Source organism: Haloferax sp. Atlit-48N (assembly GCF_003383015.2).
Lineage (GTDB): Archaea > Halobacteriota > Halobacteria > Halobacteriales > Haloferacaceae > Haloferax > Haloferax volcanii.
Genome location: NZ_CP137689.1, coordinates 530,464 through 548,173 on the forward strand (window position 1 = coordinate 530,464; position 17,710 = coordinate 548,173).

Below are 17,710 nucleotides of genomic sequence, written 5' to 3' on the forward strand. Positions count from 1 at the left end.
GAGGCGCGGATTAGGCCGCGTCGAGGTGGAACTCGACGACCGCGCCCTCGCCGTCGTCGGTCGGGGGAAGGTGGAGTTCGCCGCCGTAGGCCTCCACAATCCATTTCGAGAGCCAGAGGCCGAGGCCGTTGCCGTGGGCGAGGTCGCTCTCTTCGACGTTCTGCTCGATGAGTTCGCGCTGGTGGTCGGGGATGCCGGGGCCGTCGTCCCCGATTCGCACGACGACCTCGCTTCCGACGCGCTCGTACGCGATTTCGACCGTCGGGGCGCTCCCGGCGTGTTCGAGGGCGTTGTCGACGATTTCGCGGAACGCGATTTGCAGCTTCTTCCCGCCGACGACCGCCGCGGAACCGTCGCCGCGGACGGTGATGGTCGCCTCCGGGTTGGCCGCCGAGCGGTCGTCGACGAGCGGGTCGAGGAGTTCGCGCAGGTCGACCGTCTCGCCTCCGTGGTCGTTGTCGACGAGTTGGGTGACGGTCTTCACTTGGTCGCTCATCGTTCCGAGGTCGTCGCCGGTCGCTTTCAGTCGCTCGCCGATGCGGACGGTCTCGTCGTCGCCGCCGTCGGTGGCGAGTCGGTCGCCCCAGCCGAGGAGCAACTGCGCGGTGTGTCGGAGGTTGTGGCGGACGAGTCGGTTGATGACCGCGGAGCGTTTGTACTGCTCCGATAGCTCGCGGGTCCGAATCCGGCGCACGTCGTTGAGGCCGATGAGGACGTGCGCGACGGCGCTCACGCCGACGACCACGGCGGCGCTGAAAAGCGGTTCGCTGACCGTCCCGCCCGCGGCCTGCTGGTAGCTCCCGATGAGCGCGAGGACGAACACGGTGACGACGACGCCGAGGAGGTTCCAGCCGGCGACGCGGGCGACGTGGTTGGTCTTGAGGTCGCTTCGGTAGACGACGGGGCCGACGGCGACGAAGAGCACGGAGATGATGAGGCCGAAGGCCGCGGCGACGAGGCCGGCGAGGTCGGATGCGACCGAAGCGACGCTGTTCGAGACGACGGCGAACAGGGCCACCCCAGTGAGACTGAGCGACCCCGCGCTAACGAGACGAGAGACGTTCACGGTTCGTTGACTCTCCTAGTGCTAATAACGCTTCTCTGAAACGAGTTGTCACTCGGCGTTGACGCGGTAGGGAAGCCCCTCGGGGTCGAAAACGCCGTCGGCGTCGCACTGCGCCGACACCGGGCCGACGGTCGCCTCGCTGTCGGTCGGATACCACGGGCGGCCGACCGGCGAGACGACGAATCGGGCGTCTCGGTCGCCGACGAACACGAGGTCGCCGCCCTCGAACGACTCCAGCGGCTCGATGCCGAGCGCCTCGGTCAGCGAGGCCACGAACGACGCCACGTCGGGGACGGCCATCCCGACCTCGGTCGCGCCGCGGAGGTCGGTCGCCGGGTCGAACTCGCCCGCGGCGTCGCCGTCGTAGCAGACGTACTCGATGACGTTGCCTTCGGGGTCCTCGAAGTAGACGGAGTCGCAGCCGAGGAAGTCGAACCGGACGCTCGGCCCCTCGTCGGTGTCGAGCACGTCCACGTCCGCGCGGTCGTCCAGCCACGCGACCACGGAGTCGACCGCGGCGGCGACGGTGAACGCGAGGTGGCCGGGGTCGGTGTCTCCGAGTTCGAACCACAGGGTCGTCTCCCCGGCGGTCGCAGAGCGCTGCGACCCGGGAACGGCCGCGAAGCCGAGCGTCTCGACGTAGAACTCACACAGCGAGATGGGGTCTGTCGCGGCGAGGGCGACGCGGGTGAACTTCATGGTTCCACGTCACCGCGATGCGGTTTAACGGAATCGCTCGCGTCAGCCGCGTCGGCCGCGTCGGCAGCGCCGGTTGCGTCGGCGGGCGCTCGGCGGAAGACCGTCGCGGCGAGACCGGGCGGCCCCGCGCGGCCGAGCGTCGAAATCGCTTTCCCCCGGTTGGACGAAGCCGACGTATGAACGATTCGCAGGGGTCGATTGCCGACCGCGAGTGGCGGGTGATTCGCGAGGAGGTCCGACCGGGACCGATGCAGATGGCGCTCGACGAGGTCGCGGGCGAGACGGCCGCGGCGGGCGGCCCCCGGACTGTCCGGGTCTACTCGTGGGAGCCGAGTTGCCTCTCGCTGGGCTACGGACAGGACCCCGAGACGGTCGACTGGGACTACTGCGACCGCGAGGGCATCGACGTGACCCGCCGACAGACCGGCGGCGGCGGCATCTACCACGACCGCCACGGCGACGTGGCCTACTCCATCGCCGCGCCGAAATCGGAGCTCCCGGGCGACCTCATGGACTGCTATCACCTGCTGTGCGAGCCGATTCTGGACGCGATTCGCGCGGTCGGCGTGGACGTGAACTTCGTCGACGACGACGTGCCCGTCATCTGGCACCCCGCGTGCTATCTGCGGGCGCTCCACCCCGCCCACGACATGGTCGCCGCGGGCCGGAAAGTCGCTGGCAACGCCCAGTACCGCCGCCGCGACGCCGTCGTCCAACACGGCTCGCTCACCTACTCGGTCGACGCCGAGACCCACCTCGGCGTGTTCGAGGGCCACGACGTGACGCCCGAGGCGTTCCGCGAGCGCGTCGTCGGCATCGACGAACTCGCGGACGCCTCCCGCGAGGCGTTCGTCGCGGCGCTGACCGAGTCGCTCTCGGAGTTCGTCGACGCCGAGGAGGGCGCGTGGACCGACGACGAACTCGACCGCGCGCGCGAGAAAGTCGACGAGAAGTACCGCGCCGACGACTGGGTGCGCCGCCGGCCGGGGTCGCGGTCCGACTGAGCGGCCGCCGACAACTCCGAAGTCCCTTTGTTCGGGTACGCCGTCGGACTCCCCATGCAAGTCGGCGCACACGTCTCGATGTCCAGTTCGAAGGTCTCGTCCGACGACGAGACGCCACCGCACGGTAACGTCGCCAACGCCGTCTTCCGGCAGGTCGCCTTCGGCGGCAACTGCGGGCAGATTTTCACCACCTCGCCGCAGGTGTGGCGCGACCCAGACATCTCCGACGAGGAGGCCGAACTGTTCCGCGAGCAGACCGCCGACAAACTGTCGGGGCCGTGGGTCATCCACTCGTCGTACCTCGTCAACCTCTGTACGCCCAAAGACGGCCTCCGGCAGAAGTCGCTGGACTCGATGCAGACGGAAGTCGACATGGCCGACAAACTCGGCATCGAGTACGTGAACGTCCACCTCGGGGCCCACACCGGCGCGGGCGAACAGCAGGGCCTCGACAACGCCGTCTCCGTCCTCGACGACCTCGATATCCCCGAGGGCGTCACCGTCCTCATCGAGTCCGACGCGGGCTCGGGCACGAAGATGGGCGACGACTTCGCCCACCTCGGCTACGTCCTCGAAGAGTCCGAGCAGGACCTCGACGTCTGTCTCGACACCGCCCACGCGTTCGCCGCGGGCTACGACCTCTCGACGGCCGAAGGCGTCGACGAGACGTTCGCGGAACTCGACGCCGAGGTCGGCTTAGAGCACCTCAAGTGCGTCCACCTCAACGACTCGAAACACGAGTGCGGGACGAACAAGGACGAACACGCCCTCATCGGAGAGGGCCTCATCGGCGAGGAGGGCATGCGCGCGTTCATCAACCACGACGCCATCGTCGACGACGACGTGCCGCTCGTCTTGGAGACGCCCACCGAGGACGGCAAGGGCTTCGCGTGGAACATCGAGCGGGTGCGCGAACTCCGCGCCGACTGAGGGTAAGCCGAGGCGGAGGGCCGCTGAGCCCCGCATCGACCGTTCCGACTGTTTTTTGGGTCGCCACGCCCGACTCCGCGTGTGCGACGTTTCTCCGAATCGTACCTCCGGCGGACGCGAGACGGTATGTGGGACGACTCCCGCGCGGCCCTCGGGGACCTCGACCTCGGCGGGCGGACCCGCATCCTCGATGTGGGCTGCGGGACCGGCGAGTTCACGCGCGTCCTCGCGGAGGCCTCGGACGCCCGCGTCGTCGGCGTCGACGCCGACACCGACCTGCTTTCTGTCGCCGCCGACCGCGCCGGCATCGAGACGGTCGCCGGCGACGCGACCCGGCTTCCCTTCGCCGCAGGCAGCTTCGATTTGGTCGTCTGTCAGGCGCTCCTCGTGAACCTCCCCGAGCCGACAGCGGCCCTCTCGGAGTTCGCCCGCGTTTCGTCGGACCTCGTGGCGACGGTCGAACCCGACAACGCCGCCGTCGGCGTCGACTCGACCGTCGAATCCGAGGCCGCGCTCGACCGCCGCGTCAGAGACGCCTTCCGCGACGGCGTGGCGACCGACGTGGCGCTCGGCGACCGCGTCCGCGGGCTGTTCGACGACGCCGGCCTGTCGGTCGTGGGGACTCGCCGGTACCACCACCGCAAGCTGACCGAGCCGCCGTACGACGACCACGACGTTCGGAGCGCGGCGAAGAAGGCGACCGGCGAGGGGTTGGACCGCCACGAGGCCGACCTCCGTCGGGGACTCGACGACGACTCCTACGAGTCCGTCCGCCGCGAGTGGCGAGAGATGGGCCGCGAGGTCGTCCAGCAGATTCGAGACGGCGAGTACCGTCGGGCCGAGGTCGTCCCGTTCGACGTGACGACGGGGCGAGTGTAGTCGGGCCTGTTCGACGGGCCGAACCGATGGCCGAGTCGCCGGCCGAAAAACGAGACTGTCTGCTCAGTAGCCGACCGCGAGCTGTTCGTGGACGGCGTCGCCGCTCTCCAGTTCGTCAGCGAAGGCGATTGCGAAGTCCTCCATGGAGATGCGGCTTTCGCCGTCCTCGTCGGCGACGAGTTCGCCGCGCGCGGTTCGGAACTCGCCGGTGCGCTCGCCGGGTTCGATGAACGCCGCGGGCGCGACGTAGGTCCACTCCAAGTCGTCGGCGTCTTCGAGCAGGCCGTACGCCTCGATGGCGGCGCTGGCGACGGGCTTCCATTCCTCGGGGAACTCCGGCGAGTCGATGAGTCGCGTGTCGGGGCCGACGTTCAGGATGCCCGCGCCGCCGGTCCAGACGAGGCGGTCGACCGAGGCGCGGCGCATCCCGTCGACGACGGCGTCGAGCATCTCGACGAGGACCTCGGGCGACTCGCCGTCGCTCGGGCCGAGCGCGGAGGCGACCGCGTCGTGGCCCGCGGCGAGTCGCGCGATTTGGTCGGCGTCGGTCGCGTCGCCGGCGACCGCCGAGAAGTCGGGGTCGTCGACGCCGTCGATTTCGCCGCTTCGGGAGACGCCGGTCACCGCGTGCCCGCGGTTCAGGAGTTCGTTGGCGATTCGCGTGCCGATTCGGCCGCTCGCACCGAGGAGGAGTACGTTCATGATGAGATGGTGTGGGTGTGGGTGTGGGTGTGGGTGTTCGTGCGTCGTGTTCGTCGTCCGGTTCGCCGCGACGATGCGGTTACATCGTCATACTTGGTCAAGGAGAGTGAGTTTAATATAGTTAAGCGAACCTCGGTGTGAGTAGGTCACGTCGATGTCACCGCACCAGAACCTCGAAGCGAAGTACGAACAGTGTCCGGTCATCAAGACGCTCGAAGAAATCGGCTCGCGGTGGCGGATGACGGTCATCCACGTACTGCGCGAGGGCGACCTCCGGTTCAACGAACTCAAGCGCGCGACGGGCGCGAACTCCCAGACGCTCTCTCGCGTGCTGGACGACCTCCAAGAGTTGGGCTACGTCGAGCGGGAGGTCGAAGACGGCAGTCCCATCGCGGTGTACTACTCGCTCACGCAGAAAGGCGAGGAACTGCTCCCGGCGTTCGACGACATCTCCGAGTGGGGCGAAAAATGGATGTCCGAGGACGGCGGTGCGGAGTCGTAAGCGGGCTCGGCCGGTAGTCAGCCGAGGAACAGGTCGACGAAGTTCCCGCTCGACTGACCGCGGTAGAGTTCGGAGTAGCCGCAGTTCGCACACGAGACGACGGTGAACTGCCGGTTCTGGATGTCGAACATTTTCGAGAGGCCGCCTCCCGTGGTTGCGATGGAGTCGATTTCGGTCTCGGAGTGGCCGCATTTCGGACAGCCGTCTCGGTCGGCGCTTGGTGGAGGGCTCATGTTGAACCGTTGAACTACCCCGGTGAAAAATGTACCTCCGAAACCACTTCCTTTCTCGCGTTCGCGAGTACGCACATGTCCGTCGGTGGTCTCGTGTTCTTCCTCTTCGCCCTCCTCAGTATCGGTGCCGCAGTCGCCCTCTACGCCGGGATTCAAGCCGAGACGCGCGACCCGCCGACGATGAGTCGCGAGGAGGCGGAGCGTCGCGCCCGCGACGAGGGGCGGCGCTACAACGAACAACGCGGCCGAGGGACCGACCGACGCCCGAGCGGAGGCGGCCGCGGCGACGAGTTCGGCCCCGACGCCGGCCGCACCGACGACCGCGGCCGCAACCGCGACGGCGACCGCGACTGGTAGCCGGGCGGCTCTGACTCGGTTTCGACTTCGAGTCGTCGCGGCCTCGACTCGACTCCGGCCTCAGACCACGTCGCCGCGGACCGACGTGCCGGTCTGTTCGGCCCGATAGGCCCGCATCGCCTCGACTGCCGTCTCGGCATCGTCGTCCTCCAGTCCGAGCATCTCCAGCGCGCCCGAGAGCGTCGGGAAGGCGAACTCGCCGTTTCGGAGCTTCGACATCGCGTCCGACGAGCGCTGGCCGTCGGCGTAGAGACAGACGCCGCGGGGGTCGAGAATCTGCTCGTAGGCCTCGCGTTCGACCGCGCCTTTCAGCCGCTGGGTGACGTTGTCCTCGAAGGAGGCGTTACACACTTCGAGGTGGACCGGTTCGTCGTCGGGGAGCAGGTGGGCGGCGAGACACTTCTCGGGGGCCGCGTAGCCGTTCGCGTTGGCTCGCAGCAGGTCGGGGTGTTCGCGCGCCCACTCGGCGCGGACGCTCTTGCCGACGCCCTTCACGCCGTGGGACCGCTCGAACGATTCGGCCGCGTCGGGGTCGCCGCGGAGGAGGATGTCTTTCGTCACGTACACGTCGAGTCGGTCGAGGGGGTCGAGACCGAGCGCCACGTCGCCGTAGACCCACACCTCGCGGACCGGGACGGGGAGCGTCTCGGACTCGACGGCGTCGACGACGGCGTCGACGCAGTCGAGGGCGGCGTCTCTGTCCATCGACTGTCCGTGGGGTTCGGAGGGTCAAACCGGTTGCGACCGAGCGTGACCGAGTGCGGTCGAGCCGCCGGGCGCGCGAGCGACGCCGCGGTCGCCCCGAGGCGAAACCCGTATCCCTCCTGCCGGGCAACCGACCGGCAATGGAGTGCGACAAGTGCGGCCGCGACGCGGTGATGCACGCGGCCTACTCCGGGGCCCACCTCTGCGACGACCACTTCTGCGCCTCGGTCGAGAAACGCGTGCGCCGCCGCATCCGCGAGGACAACATGCTCCCACGAGACGCCAGTCCCGAGAACCCACAGACGTGGGTTATCGGGCTGTCCGGCGGCAAAGACAGCGTCGTCCTCACACACATCCTCGACGACACGTTCGGGCGCGACCCGCGCATCGAACTCGTCGCCCTCACCATCCACGAGGGCATCGAGGGCTACCGCGACAAGTCCGTCGACGCCTGCGTCGAACTCGCGGAGGACCTCGACATCCACCACGAACTGGCCACCTACGAGGACGAGTTCGGCGTCCAGATGGACGACGTGGTCGAGAAGGACCCCGAGAACATGGCCGCCTGCGCCTACTGCGGGGTGTTCCGCCGCGACCTGCTCGAACGCTTCGCCGACGAACTCGGCGCGGACAAACTGCTCACGGGGCACAACCTCGACGACGAGGCGCAGACGGCGCTCATGAACTTCTTCGAGGGCGACCTCAAGCAGGTCGCAAAGCACTTCGACGCCAGCATCGGTGACTTCGAAAAGCGTCGCGACGCCGGCGAGTTCATCCCGCGGGCCAAGCCGCTGCGCGACGTGCCCGAAAAGGAAGTCGCGCTCTACGCCCACCTGAAGGACCTCCCGGCGCACATCACCGAGTGTCCGCATTCTTCTGAGGCCTACCGCGGCGAGATTCAGCAGTTGTTGTTGAAACTCGAAGAGAACCACCCCGGCACCCGACATTCCATCATGGCGGGCTACGAGGAGTTGGCCGAACTGACCGCCCGCGAGTACCGCGGCGAGGGTCGCGTCGACCTCAACGACTGCGAGCGCTGCGGGTCGAAAACCGCCGGCGACGTCTGTCGGAAGTGCCGACTCATCGAGTCGATAGAAGCGGTCTGAGCGGCTACGGAACGACACGAAACTCGTTTTCTGACGCGTCTTACGGGTCAGACAGAACCGGGTGCGGTCGCGTCGACCGAATCGGCGGCGACGCTCGCGGTCGAAGAAATCCACGTCAGCGAAAAAGAACCCACGAAACCCGACGGGCGCGGCGGCGTCCGCGCGGGTCGGACAGGGCGTTACCGGATGACGTCGAGACCGTTGTTCTTCTCGACTTCGTCGCGGCCGCCGTCGGACCACGTGCCGCTCTGGGCCGTCTGGGCTCGCTCCGAGCTATCGAACTCCGAACCCGAGTGCTGCTGTTGTGACTCTCGGGACTGGATGCTCTGACGCGACTTGTCGGCCTGCTTCTGGGTCGAGGGGCCGAGCACCTGCGCGGACTGGACGCCCGTCATGATGGCCATGACGCGGACTTTCCCCTTGTACTCGTCCTGGATGCGAGCGCCCCAGATGACGTTCGCGGCGGCTTCCAGCCGTTCGGTGATGTTGCTCGCGATTCCCTCGGCCTCCTTCAGCGTGAGGTCGGGGCCGCCCGTGATGTGGACGAGGCCACCGGACGCACCGCGGTAGTCCACGTCCAAAAGCGGGTGGTTCATCGCGTCGTTGACCACCTCTTGGGTCTTGTTTTTGTCTTGGGTCTCGCCGACGAGCATCACCGCGACACCGCCCTGATTCATGATGGTCGACATGTCGGCGTAGTCGAGGTTGATGAGGGACGGCTGCGTGATGGTCTCCGAGATGCCCTTGACGGTCTCGGCGATAATCTGGTCCATGACCGAGAACGCCTTGCCGATGGGCAGGTTCGGGACGTAATCGAGGAGGCGGTTGTTGTCCAGCACGATGATGGAGTCGGCCTCGTTGCGGAGGTTTTCGAGTCCCTCCTCGGCCTTGACCGTGCGGGCGCGCTCGACGTTGAACGGGGTCGAGACCATGCCCACGACGATTGCGCCCTGCTCCTTTGCGATCTTCGCGACGACGGGGGCCGCACCGGTCCCGGTGCCACCGCCCATCCCCGCGGTGACGAACACGAGGTCGGCGTCGCCGAGCACGTCTTTGATCGTGCCCTGTGCCATCTCGGTCGCGCGCTCACCCATCGACGGGTCACCACCGGCGCCGAGACCCTGCGTCAGGGACTTCCCGACGAGGATTTTCGTGTCCGCTTCGATCATCTTCAGGTGCTGCTTGTCGGTGTTGATGGCGACCGTGTCGGCCCCCTCGACACCGATGTTGTACAGGCGGTTGATGGTGTTGTTGCCAGCACCACCGGCACCGACGATGACGATTCGCGGGTCACCGAACTGGTCGTCGCTGTCTTCGAGCGACGACTGCGTCTGACGCTCGGCCTCGTCCCGTTCCATCGCCTCGCGAACGATATCCTGCATAGTTACACCTTTGCCCAGCCGCGCTTGCTGGTAGATTCGCGCTGTCGCTTGTCGGTCGTCTGTTCATTGAGCATATCGCGAACGGCGGAACGGATGGCTTCGGATCGGTTCGGGAACTCTCCCGTCTCGACCATCCGCTCGACCTCCTCGATTTGCTGCTTCGGAATTCGTAGTGTCACACGCTCCATGTTTACATTCCCCCGGTAAGACGGCGCGCCGCACTCGTGTGCGAGTGTCTTACACCCGAAAACCGACGGACGACGCCGGGATACGGGCCGCCGTCGGGTGGCTGTAAGACAACCGTCTTACGCGATAATCACCACAGAGGGATAGAATATAAATGTAACGGCGGTTGTAAGACAGAGGCTGAATATCCCGTATAGGGGGCTTTAATCGCCGGTTATGCTTGTTCCAGAACGTCGGCCGCGGGCGTCCGACGGCCGCAGTCGGGGCAGAACGCCCAGTCCGAGCGGAGTTCGTCGCCGCACTCGCAGAACACGCGGTGGGACGTCTTTTCACCGCAGTTCGGGCAGTAAACATGGTCTGGACCCACGGATTCGCCACATTGGCCACAGGTCATGTCGGGGTCGTCCGCGTCGCCGGACTCCAGTTCGTCCCGTGTCTTACGAACCGTACTCGGGGTCGATTCGGTGTCGACACCCGCGTTTACGCGAGATTCGCCGTTCGAACCATCGACGTTGATGTTGACGTTCAGGTCGGAGGGCGTCGGACGCTCGGACTCGCGGGCCGCCGCGGCTTCCTCGACGAGCGCCGGGAGCCGTTCGTCCAGTCGCTCGTCGACGAGTTCCTCGACCCGCGCGGAGAGCGCGCCGTCGAGACCGGCGGTGTCGGACGCGTCGTCCGCGGCGTCCGCGCCGTCGTCACGTTCCAGTTCGTCGAGGTACTGGCGGAGGGCCTCGCGCATCACCTCGCTTTTCGAGGTGTCGAGGCGGTCCAAGCGCTCGACGAGGGCGTCGTCGGCGCGGAACGTGATTTTACTCATTACTCCGGGATTATCTCGGCGGCATATCAATGTTCGCACCTGTCTGACACACAGCACACGCGGCAGCGAGAATGATAATGGTTAAACGCGTCGACCGGATACGAATCGGTGACCGCTCTTAGCTCAGCCTGGCAGAGCAGCCGACTGTAGATCGGCTTGTCCCCCGTTCAAATCGGGGAGAGCGGATTTTGCTTGCAAAATCCGGTCGAGCCGGTTTGAGCAACGAGCAACGCAACGCGTTGCGAGTGAGTTCAAATCGGGGAACGGCCCTCGTTGATTCCGTCCCGTAGTGTCCCCCGTTCCGTCGCCTCAGACCCTCACGAACAATCGGAGTATATCTCGCCGCGACCCCGTGATTTACCCCCGTCTGTTCGGAAGCAAACGGCATGGATTCTCGACCGCTCGGCACGACCGGATTCGACGTTTCCGAAATCGCGCTGGGGACGTGGCAGCTCGGCGGCAGTTGGGGCTCGGTGACCGACGATGAGGCGTACGACGCCATCGAGGCGGCGCTCGACGCGGGCATCGACTTCCTCGACACCGCGGACGTGTACGGCGACGGCGACAGCGAGCGCCGCATCGGCGACGTGCTCGCGGACCGCGACGACGACGTCACCGTCGCCACCAAGGCGGGGCGGCGGCTCGACCCCCACGAGGCCGACGGCTACAACCGCGAGAACCTCGAACGGTTCGTGGACCGGAGCCGGGACAACCTCGGCGTCGACTCGCTCGACCTCGTCCAACTTCACTGCCCGCCGCGAGAGGTGTACTACCAGCCCGAGGTGTTCGATGCCCTGTCGGAGCTCCGCGACGCCGGGAAAATCGACCACTACGGCGTGAGCGTCGAGAAGGTCGAAGAGGGGCTCAAGGCCATCGAGTACGACGGCGTGGAGACGGTACAGATAATCTTCAACCCGCTTCGACAGCGACCCGCAGAGCTGTTCTTCCGGGAGGCGGCGCGCCGGAACGTCGGCGTCATCGTTCGCGTCCCGCTCGCGTCGGGGCTGCTCACCGGCGCGCTCTCCGCAGACGCAGAGTTTGCCGAGAACGACCACCGGAACTTCAACCGACACGGCGAGGCGTTCGACGTGGGCGAGACGTTCGCCGGAATCCCGTTCGAAGACGGTCTCGAAGCCGCGGATTCGATACAGGAGGTCGTCCCCGAGGGCGTCTCGCTCGCGCAGTTCACGCTCCGCTGGATTCTCTCGTTCGACGCCGTGAGCACCGTCATTCCCGGGTCGAAGACGCCGGAACACATCCGCGATAACGTCGCCGCGGCGTCGCTCCCACCGCTGTCAGCAGACCAGTTCGAGCGCGTCGAAGAAGTGTACAACGCGTACGCGCGAGAGCACGTCCACCATCGGTGGTGACCTGAGACCGCGGCCGAACCCCCCGCTTCGCTATATTCAAGTACAGTTTCGCCAATGAAATTCTAGTGGCAGTCACGTTCGACCTCTTCGGCACGCTCGTCGACGCCGAGTACCCGTCAGACCCCGGTTCGGCGGTCGCGGACGCGCTCCGCGAGTACGGCGTCGCCGTCCCCGACGACTGGGACGACGCCTACCGCGAGGTTCACATCGACGCGCCCGAGGGCGCGGAGGTCCCGCTTCCGGCGCACGTCGCCGCAGCCCTCCGGTCTCGGGGCGTCGACTCGCCGGACAACGCCGCGCGGCGCGCGGTCATCACGGCGTTCGACCCCGAGGTGACGACCCGTCCCGGCGCGGTCGACGCGGTCGCGGCTGCCCGCGAGGCCGGCGCGGTCGGCCTCCTCTCGAACTGTTCGGTCCCCGAACTCGTCGCGCGGACGCTCATCCGGTCGGACCTCGACCGGCGCGGCTTCGACGACATCACGACGAGCGTCGCCTGCGGCTGGCGGAAACCCCACCGGCAGGCGTTCGAGGCGGCGGCCCGCGGCCTCGGGGTCGACGCGGCCGAGTTGCTCCACGTCGGCGACGACCCGGACGCAGACGGCGGTATCGAGGCGGTCGGCGGCCGGTTCGTGAACCTCCGGGAGACGACGCTCGAATCGGTCGCGGCGAGGCTGCGAGCCGGGGAGGACCCGTGCCCGTGACCGCCGCGGCCGCCGTCGTCGCCGCCGCGGCGCTGGACCGAGGGTTCGCCGAACCGCCGGCGCGCGTCCACCCGGTCGCGCTGTTCGGCCGACTCGTCTCGCCCGTCGACCGCGAGTGGTCCCGTCCGACGCTCGTCGGCGCGGTCGCAGCCGTCGCGCTTCCGGCGCTCGCCGCGGGCGTCACTGCGGCTGTGACGTGGGGCGCGACGCTCGTCTCGCCGTGGCTCGGCGCGGCCGTCGCGGCGCTCGCGCTGTTTTCGACCACGAGCCTCCGGATGCTCCTCGACGCGGCCGCGGCGGTCGTCTCGGCTACGGCGGACGAATCCGACCTCGATACCGCCCGGTACGAACTCCGGGCGCTGGCCGGGCGCGACCCGTCGTCGCTGTCGGCGGCCGATATCCGGAGCGCCGCCGTCGAGAGCGCCGCCGAGAACCTCGCCGACGGCCTCGTCGCCCCGTTGCTCGCGTTTACGCTCTTCGCGCCCGTCTCGCTCCCGCTCGCGGTCGGCGCGGCCGCGTGGGTGAAGGGCGTCAACACGCTCGACTCGATGCTCGGCTACCGACACAAGCCGGTCGGCCGCGTCCCGGCCCACCTCGACGACGCGGTGATGTGGCTTCCGGCGCGCGTCGCGGCCGTCTTACTGGCCGTCGTCGCCGGCGCGCCGGCCACGGTGACGCGGGTCGGCGGGTTGGCGCGACGACCGTCGTCGCCCAACTCGGGGTGGCCGATGGCGACGCTCGCGGTCCTGCTCGAGACGCGACTGGAAAAGCCCGGGCACTACCTGCTCGACGGGGGGCCCGAGGCTCCCGACGCGGCGACCGCCGCGCGGGGCGTCCGACTCGTCTCGCGGGCCGGCCTCCTCGCGTTCGCCGTCGCGGGGGTGGTCGCGTGGTTCTGACCGCCCTCCGCGGCGCGCTCGGCTTCCTCACTCGCCTCCCGGTCGGCGGCGACGAGGCGAACTGGGACGCCTTCAGGCGCGCGCCCGTGGCGTTTCCGCTCGCCGGCTACGTCGTCGGCGCGCTGGCCGCGCTCCCGTTGTTGCTCCCGTTGCCGATTCCGACCGCGGCCGCGCTGTACCTCGTGACGCTGTATCTCGTGACGGGCGTCACCCACGCCGACGGCCTCGCGGATCTCGGTGACGCCGCGGTCGTCCACGGCGACGCCGACCGCCGGCTGTCGGTCTTGAAGGATTCGCAGACGGGCGTCGGCGGCCTGCTCGCGTTCGGGCTGACGCTCGTCGTCCTCGCGCTCGGCGCGTTCGGCCTCGCCGGTGCGGGCGGTCGCGTCGGCCTCACGGCCGCCGTCGCAATCGCGCTCGCCGCCGAGGTCGGCGCGAAAGCCGGCATGGCGACGCTGGTCTGTCTCGGCGCGCCCGCCCACGAGGGACTCGGCTCGGCGCTCGTCGGCGAGAACAGTCCGTCGGGGCTGCTCGCCGTCGCCGTGGCCTGTCTCCCGGTCGTCGCGCTCGCGCCGGTCACGGGCGGCCCCGCCGTCGTCGCGGCGCTCTGCTGCGGGCCGGTCGTCGCGCTGCTCGTTCGCTCGTGGGGCCGCGCCCGCCTCGGCGGCGTCTCGGGCGACCTGCTGGGCGCGACGAACGAACTGGCCCGCGCCGCGGCCGTCCACGCGGGGGTGGTGACGTGGACGCTCTCGTGATGTGCGGCGGCCGCGGCACCCGCCTCGACGCGCCGGTCGAAAAGCCGCTCGTGGACATCTGCGGGCGGCCCATGCTCGACCGAGTCGCGGCGGCGCTCCGCGAGTCGAGCGCCGAGACCGTCCGCGCCGTCACCTCGCCGCACACGCCGAACACCCGCGAGCGCGCCGCCGACCTCGGTCTCGACCCCATCGAGGCTCCCGGCGACGGCTACGTCTCCGACCTCGGGTTCGCGTTGGCCCGCGTCTCCCGGCCGGTCGTCACCGTCGTTTCCGACCTCCCGCTCGTGGCCCCCGAACACGTCGACGCGGTCGTTTCGGCCGCGGACGGCGGGGCCGCCACCGCGTGCGTCCCCGTCGAACTGAAGCGCGACCTCGGAGCCAGCGTCGACGACGCGCTCGTCTTCGACCACGAGGGGACCGCCGTCTGCCCGACCGGGCTGGGCGTCGTCGGCCCCGCGGACGCTGAGGCGGGCACCCCTACTGACACCGACACCGAAACCGACACGCACTCGACCATGTACCTCTCCACAGACACCCGACTGGCACTCAACGTGAACCGCCCGACAGACATCGAACTCGCGGAGGACCGATGCGAGTAGTCCTCGTCGCCGGCACGACCGAGACGGCGAAGATACCCGGCATCAGCGCCGCCGGCGCGGAGCCGTCGCTCGTCGGCCACACGCCGAGCGCGGACGCCGAAATCATCGAGTACGGCGAGCCCGTCCGCTCGCCGGTGACGCCGGTCAGTCCGACGGGCTGTCCGACGCCCGCGGCCGTCACCCGCGCCGTCAAGCAGCTCACCGGCTTCGACGTGCTCACCGTGGACGCCGGCCTCGCGAAGCCGAGCGCCGCGCCGACCATCGACGTGGGCGCGCGACCCGGCCGCGACATCCGCGAGAGCGAACCGGTCCCGACAGCGCCCGGCGCGTTCGAGGCGGCCCGGCGGATGGGCCTCGCGCTCCCCGAAGACGAACTCGTCATCGGCGAGACCGTCCCCGGCGGGACGACCACCGCGCTCGCCGTGTTCCGCGCGCTCGGCGAGGAGTTCCCCGTCTCGTCGTCGCTCCCGGACAACCCCACGAGCCTGAAAGAGGAGGTCGTCGCCGAGGCGTTCGAAGCCAGCGACGTCGAACCCGGCTTCGCGGCTCACAAACCCCGGCGCGCCGCCCGCTACCTCGGCGACCCGGTGCTTCCGGTCGTCGCCGGCCTCACCGTCGGCGCGCTCGAAAACGGCATCGACGTGACGCTCGGCGGCGGGACCCAACTGCTCGCGGCCGCCGCGCTCGCTCGCCACGCCGGCGCGAACGGCGACCTGACGCTCGCCACGACCTCGTACCTCGCCGAGGACGTGCCCGAGTTGGCCGACGCCGCCGAGGCGTTCGACCTCGAACTGACGGTCACCGACCCCGGCTTCGAGACGCACCCGCTGGACTGCTACGACGCGGGCGAGGCAAAGGAGGGCGCGGGCATGGGCGGCGCGCTCATGCTCGCCGACCGGATGGGCGTCCTCGACGACGTGGAGGCGGCCACGCTCGACGTGCTCTCCACGCTGGACCCCGAAGCCGTCGAGACCGGAACCGGAACCGCGGCGGCCGACGCCGGCGGAGCCGACGCTGGCGGCGTCGACGCCGACGCAGACATCGACGATGGACCCTGAGTCCGTCCGGGCGGGGAGCCGCGTCCCCCACGGCGGGACGACCGACCCGACCGTTCTCGACTTCAGCGCGAACACGAACCCCGAGCGCCCCGACGGCGTCGAGGCGGTGTACCGCGAGGCGTTCGACGCCTCGACCCGCTACCCCGACGACGACTACGCCGACTTTCGGGGGGCCGCCGGCGACTACGTCGGCTGTGTCCCCGAGGCGGTCGTGCCGACCGCCGGCGGCCTCGAAGCCCTGCGACTCGCGTTCGAAGTGACGCTCTCGCCGGGCGACACCGCGCTCGTCCCCGAACCGAGCTTCGGGGAGTACGACCGCGAGATTCGCCTGCAAGGGGCGGAGCCGGTGGCGGTCGCCCACGACGCGATTCTCGACGCCGACCCCGCGGACCACGCGGTCGCGGTCGTCTGCACGCCGAACAACCCGACGGGCGAACTCGCGCCCGCCGACGACCTCCGGGCGTTCGCGGCGCGCTGTCGGGAGGCGGAGACGACGCTCGTCGTCGACGAAGCGTTCCTCGATTTCACCGACGAGCCGAGCCTCGCGGGCGAGCCCGGCGTCGTCGTCGCCCGGTCGCTGACGAAGATGTTCGGGCTGCCGGGCATCCGCGCCGGCTTCGCCGTCGCCACCGGCGACCTCGGCGACCGGCTCGCCGTCGCCCGGCGGGCGTGGTCGCTCTCGACGCCCGCGGCCGCCGTCGGCGCGTACTGCATGGACGACGCCGAGTTCGTCTCGCGAACGCGAGCGCGCGTCTCGGCCGAGCGCGAGCGACTCCGCGAAACGCTGTCCGACGCCTTCGCGGTGTCCCCGTCGGACGCGCCGTTTCTCCTCGTGGACGTCGGCGACCGCGACGTCGACGCGGTGGTCGAGACCGCCCGCGACCGCGGGGTCGCCGTCCGGGACGCGACGACGTTTCCGACCCTCGACTCGCACGTCCGCGTCGCGGTGAAACGCCCCGACGAGAACGACGAACTGCTCCGGGCGCTCGCCGCCGTCGCCGACGATGTTTGAGACGGCGCGCCGCGACGGCGTCTGCCGACTCGCCCGACCGGAGACGCGCTGGCTCTCGACGGGCTACGCCGGCGGCGACTCGCGGGCGGACGCCGCGTTCAACGTCACCGTCCCCGAGGGCTGGCCCGAGACCGACCTCGACGCGTACGTCGAACGGCGGCTCTCGGCGGCCGGCTTCGACGAGCGCGGGCCGACGCTCCTGACGGGCGTCGGGCAGGAACACGCCCGGCGCGCCCGGTTCGGCCCGGTCGAAGTCGTCGCCACCGCGGGCGTGTCGAATCCGGCGGAACTCCCGATAGACGACGACCCGCGCGAGTGGGGAGACGCGTCGGACGCGCCTGACGCGGCGGCCGGCGACGACCGAGACGACCGAGACGACCCGGTCGGAACGGTCAACGTCTTCGTCGGGACGACACGGTCGCTGGAGCCGGGCGCGCTCGCGAACCTCGTCGCCGTGGCCGCCGAGGCGAAGGCGGCGACGCTCCTCGCGCGCTGCGGCGCGCCGGGGACGACGACCGACGCGGTCGTCGCCGCGTGCGACCCCGCCGGCGACCCGGCGACGTTCTCGGGGAGCGCGACCGAGGTCGGCAACGCGGCCCGGGTCTGCGTCCGCGACGCGGTGCTCGCGAGCCTCGGTTCGCGGTACGACGCCGGGCCGATACCGCGGGGCGTCGACGAGGCGAACTACGGCGTCGTCGCTGACGACCGCGCGACCGTCGCTCCGATTTGAGAACCGCCGGCGAAACGC

General features: G+C 69.3%; 22 protein-coding genes and 1 tRNA gene. 15 read left to right on the forward strand and 8 right to left on the reverse strand.

The window, feature by feature from the left end; genetic code table 11:
• Positions 1-10: 10 nt before the first annotated feature.
• Positions 11-1,066, reverse strand: a complete 1,056-nt coding sequence (locus tag DEQ67_RS02955; RefSeq protein WP_115860404.1) for a sensor histidine kinase — start codon at positions 1,064-1,066, stop codon at positions 11-13.
• Between the two features lie 48 nt (positions 1,067-1,114).
• Positions 1,115-1,765, reverse strand: coding sequence for a VOC family protein (locus tag DEQ67_RS02960; protein WP_115802190.1), 651 nt, complete (start codon positions 1,763-1,765; stop codon positions 1,115-1,117).
• 176 nt (positions 1,766-1,941) lie between these two features.
• On the opposite strand from DEQ67_RS02960, the gene DEQ67_RS02965 reads away from it, so the two are divergent.
• From DEQ67_RS02965 to DEQ67_RS02975, 3 genes are all read left to right on the forward strand, one after another.
• Complete coding sequence (locus tag DEQ67_RS02965; RefSeq protein WP_004065206.1) at positions 1,942-2,769, forward strand: lipoate--protein ligase family protein; 828 nt, start codon at positions 1,942-1,944, stop codon at positions 2,767-2,769.
• A 54-nt stretch (positions 2,770-2,823) separates the two neighbouring features.
• Positions 2,824-3,699: a deoxyribonuclease IV gene (locus DEQ67_RS02970; RefSeq protein ID WP_115860402.1), complete on the forward strand. Its 876-nt coding sequence runs from the start codon at positions 2,824-2,826 to the stop codon at positions 3,697-3,699.
• 81 nt (positions 3,700-3,780) lie between these two features.
• Entirely contained in the window at positions 3,781-4,578 is a 798-nt protein-coding gene (locus DEQ67_RS02975) for a class I SAM-dependent methyltransferase (protein WP_233505989.1), read from the forward strand.
• Positions 4,579-4,641: 63 nt separating this feature from the next.
• Here the strand turns inward: DEQ67_RS02975 and DEQ67_RS02980 are convergent, their stop codons facing one another.
• Complete coding sequence (locus tag DEQ67_RS02980; RefSeq protein ID WP_008605661.1) at positions 4,642-5,280, reverse strand: NAD(P)-dependent oxidoreductase; 639 nt, start codon at positions 5,278-5,280, stop codon at positions 4,642-4,644.
• 154 nt (positions 5,281-5,434) lie between these two features.
• Between DEQ67_RS02980 and DEQ67_RS02985 the strand changes: the two genes are divergently transcribed.
• Positions 5,435-5,782, forward strand: coding sequence for a winged helix-turn-helix transcriptional regulator (locus DEQ67_RS02985; RefSeq protein WP_004044357.1), 348 nt, complete (start codon positions 5,435-5,437; stop codon positions 5,780-5,782).
• A gap of 17 nt (positions 5,783-5,799) precedes the next feature.
• On the opposite strand, the gene DEQ67_RS02990 is transcribed toward DEQ67_RS02985, so the two are convergent.
• On the reverse strand, positions 5,800-6,015 hold the full coding sequence (locus tag DEQ67_RS02990; RefSeq protein ID WP_004044356.1) for a zinc ribbon domain-containing protein: 216 nt from the start codon (positions 6,013-6,015) through the stop codon (positions 5,800-5,802).
• 75 nt (positions 6,016-6,090) lie between these two features.
• Here DEQ67_RS02990 and DEQ67_RS02995 point away from each other — a divergent pair, with 75 nt between their 5' ends.
• The gene (locus DEQ67_RS02995; RefSeq protein WP_115860400.1) at positions 6,091-6,372 is read left to right on the forward strand and encodes a hypothetical protein; all 282 of its coding nucleotides are present in this window, start codon (positions 6,091-6,093) and stop codon (positions 6,370-6,372) included.
• Between the two features lie 60 nt (positions 6,373-6,432).
• On the opposite strand, the gene DEQ67_RS03000 is transcribed toward DEQ67_RS02995, so the two are convergent.
• Complete coding sequence (locus tag DEQ67_RS03000) at positions 6,433-7,077, reverse strand: DUF7095 family protein (protein WP_115860398.1); 645 nt, start codon at positions 7,075-7,077, stop codon at positions 6,433-6,435.
• A 140-nt stretch (positions 7,078-7,217) separates the two neighbouring features.
• On the opposite strand from DEQ67_RS03000, the gene ncsA reads away from it, so the two are divergent.
• Positions 7,218-8,183, forward strand: a complete 966-nt coding sequence (ncsA, locus tag DEQ67_RS03005) for a tRNA 2-thiolation protein NcsA (RefSeq protein ID WP_008605664.1) — start codon at positions 7,218-7,220, stop codon at positions 8,181-8,183.
• A 179-nt stretch (positions 8,184-8,362) separates the two neighbouring features.
• Here the strand turns inward: ncsA and ftsZ are convergent, their stop codons facing one another.
• The 3 genes from ftsZ to DEQ67_RS03020 form a co-directional block, all read right to left on the reverse strand.
• A complete protein-coding gene (ftsZ, locus tag DEQ67_RS03010) occupies positions 8,363-9,565 on the reverse strand; it encodes a cell division protein FtsZ (RefSeq protein WP_004044352.1) in 1,203 nt (400 codons plus the stop codon).
• 2 nt (positions 9,566-9,567) lie between these two features.
• Positions 9,568-9,753 (reverse strand): ribbon-helix-helix domain-containing protein, encoded by a 186-nt coding sequence (locus DEQ67_RS03015; protein WP_004973176.1) that lies wholly within the window; start codon positions 9,751-9,753, stop codon positions 9,568-9,570.
• Between the two features lie 212 nt (positions 9,754-9,965).
• The gene (locus DEQ67_RS03020) at positions 9,966-10,568 is read right to left on the reverse strand and encodes a double zinc ribbon domain-containing protein (RefSeq protein WP_008605665.1); all 603 of its coding nucleotides are present in this window, start codon (positions 10,566-10,568) and stop codon (positions 9,966-9,968) included.
• A gap of 112 nt (positions 10,569-10,680) precedes the next feature.
• On the opposite strand from DEQ67_RS03020, the gene DEQ67_RS03025 reads away from it, so the two are divergent.
• The 9 genes from DEQ67_RS03025 to DEQ67_RS03065 all read left to right on the forward strand — a co-directional run bounded on the left by DEQ67_RS03025 (position 10,681) and on the right by DEQ67_RS03065 (position 17,692).
• Positions 10,681-10,754 (forward strand) — tRNA-Tyr (locus DEQ67_RS03025).
• Between the two features lie 200 nt (positions 10,755-10,954).
• The gene (locus tag DEQ67_RS03030; RefSeq protein ID WP_006600676.1) at positions 10,955-11,938 is read left to right on the forward strand and encodes an aldo/keto reductase; all 984 of its coding nucleotides are present in this window, start codon (positions 10,955-10,957) and stop codon (positions 11,936-11,938) included.
• A gap of 65 nt (positions 11,939-12,003) precedes the next feature.
• Positions 12,004-12,639, forward strand: a complete 636-nt coding sequence (locus DEQ67_RS03035) for an HAD family hydrolase (RefSeq protein ID WP_004044348.1) — start codon at positions 12,004-12,006, stop codon at positions 12,637-12,639.
• Positions 12,630-13,538 (forward strand): CobD/CbiB family cobalamin biosynthesis protein, encoded by a 909-nt coding sequence (locus DEQ67_RS03040; protein WP_115860396.1) that lies wholly within the window; start codon positions 12,630-12,632, stop codon positions 13,536-13,538. Before DEQ67_RS03035 ends, DEQ67_RS03040 begins: the two co-directional genes overlap by 10 nt.
• A complete protein-coding gene (cobS, locus tag DEQ67_RS03045; protein WP_115860394.1) occupies positions 13,529-14,293 on the forward strand; it encodes an adenosylcobinamide-GDP ribazoletransferase in 765 nt (254 codons plus the stop codon). Before DEQ67_RS03040 ends, cobS begins: the two co-directional genes overlap by 10 nt.
• On the forward strand, positions 14,293-14,892 hold the full coding sequence (locus DEQ67_RS03050) for a GTP--adenosylcobinamide-phosphate guanylyltransferase (protein WP_004065182.1): 600 nt from the start codon (positions 14,293-14,295) through the stop codon (positions 14,890-14,892). The genes cobS and DEQ67_RS03050 overlap by 1 nt, the downstream gene beginning before the upstream one ends.
• Positions 14,883-15,950, forward strand: a complete 1,068-nt coding sequence (locus tag DEQ67_RS03055; RefSeq protein WP_115860392.1) for a nicotinate-nucleotide--dimethylbenzimidazole phosphoribosyltransferase — start codon at positions 14,883-14,885, stop codon at positions 15,948-15,950. Before DEQ67_RS03050 ends, DEQ67_RS03055 begins: the two co-directional genes overlap by 10 nt.
• Positions 15,940-16,962, forward strand: coding sequence for a threonine-phosphate decarboxylase CobD (gene cobD / locus DEQ67_RS03060; protein ID WP_115802197.1), 1,023 nt, complete (start codon positions 15,940-15,942; stop codon positions 16,960-16,962). Before DEQ67_RS03055 ends, cobD begins: the two co-directional genes overlap by 11 nt.
• Complete coding sequence (locus tag DEQ67_RS03065; RefSeq protein ID WP_115860390.1) at positions 16,955-17,692, forward strand: adenosylcobinamide amidohydrolase; 738 nt, start codon at positions 16,955-16,957, stop codon at positions 17,690-17,692. The genes cobD and DEQ67_RS03065 overlap by 8 nt, the downstream gene beginning before the upstream one ends.
• The last annotated feature ends 18 nt before the right edge of the window (positions 17,693-17,710 follow it).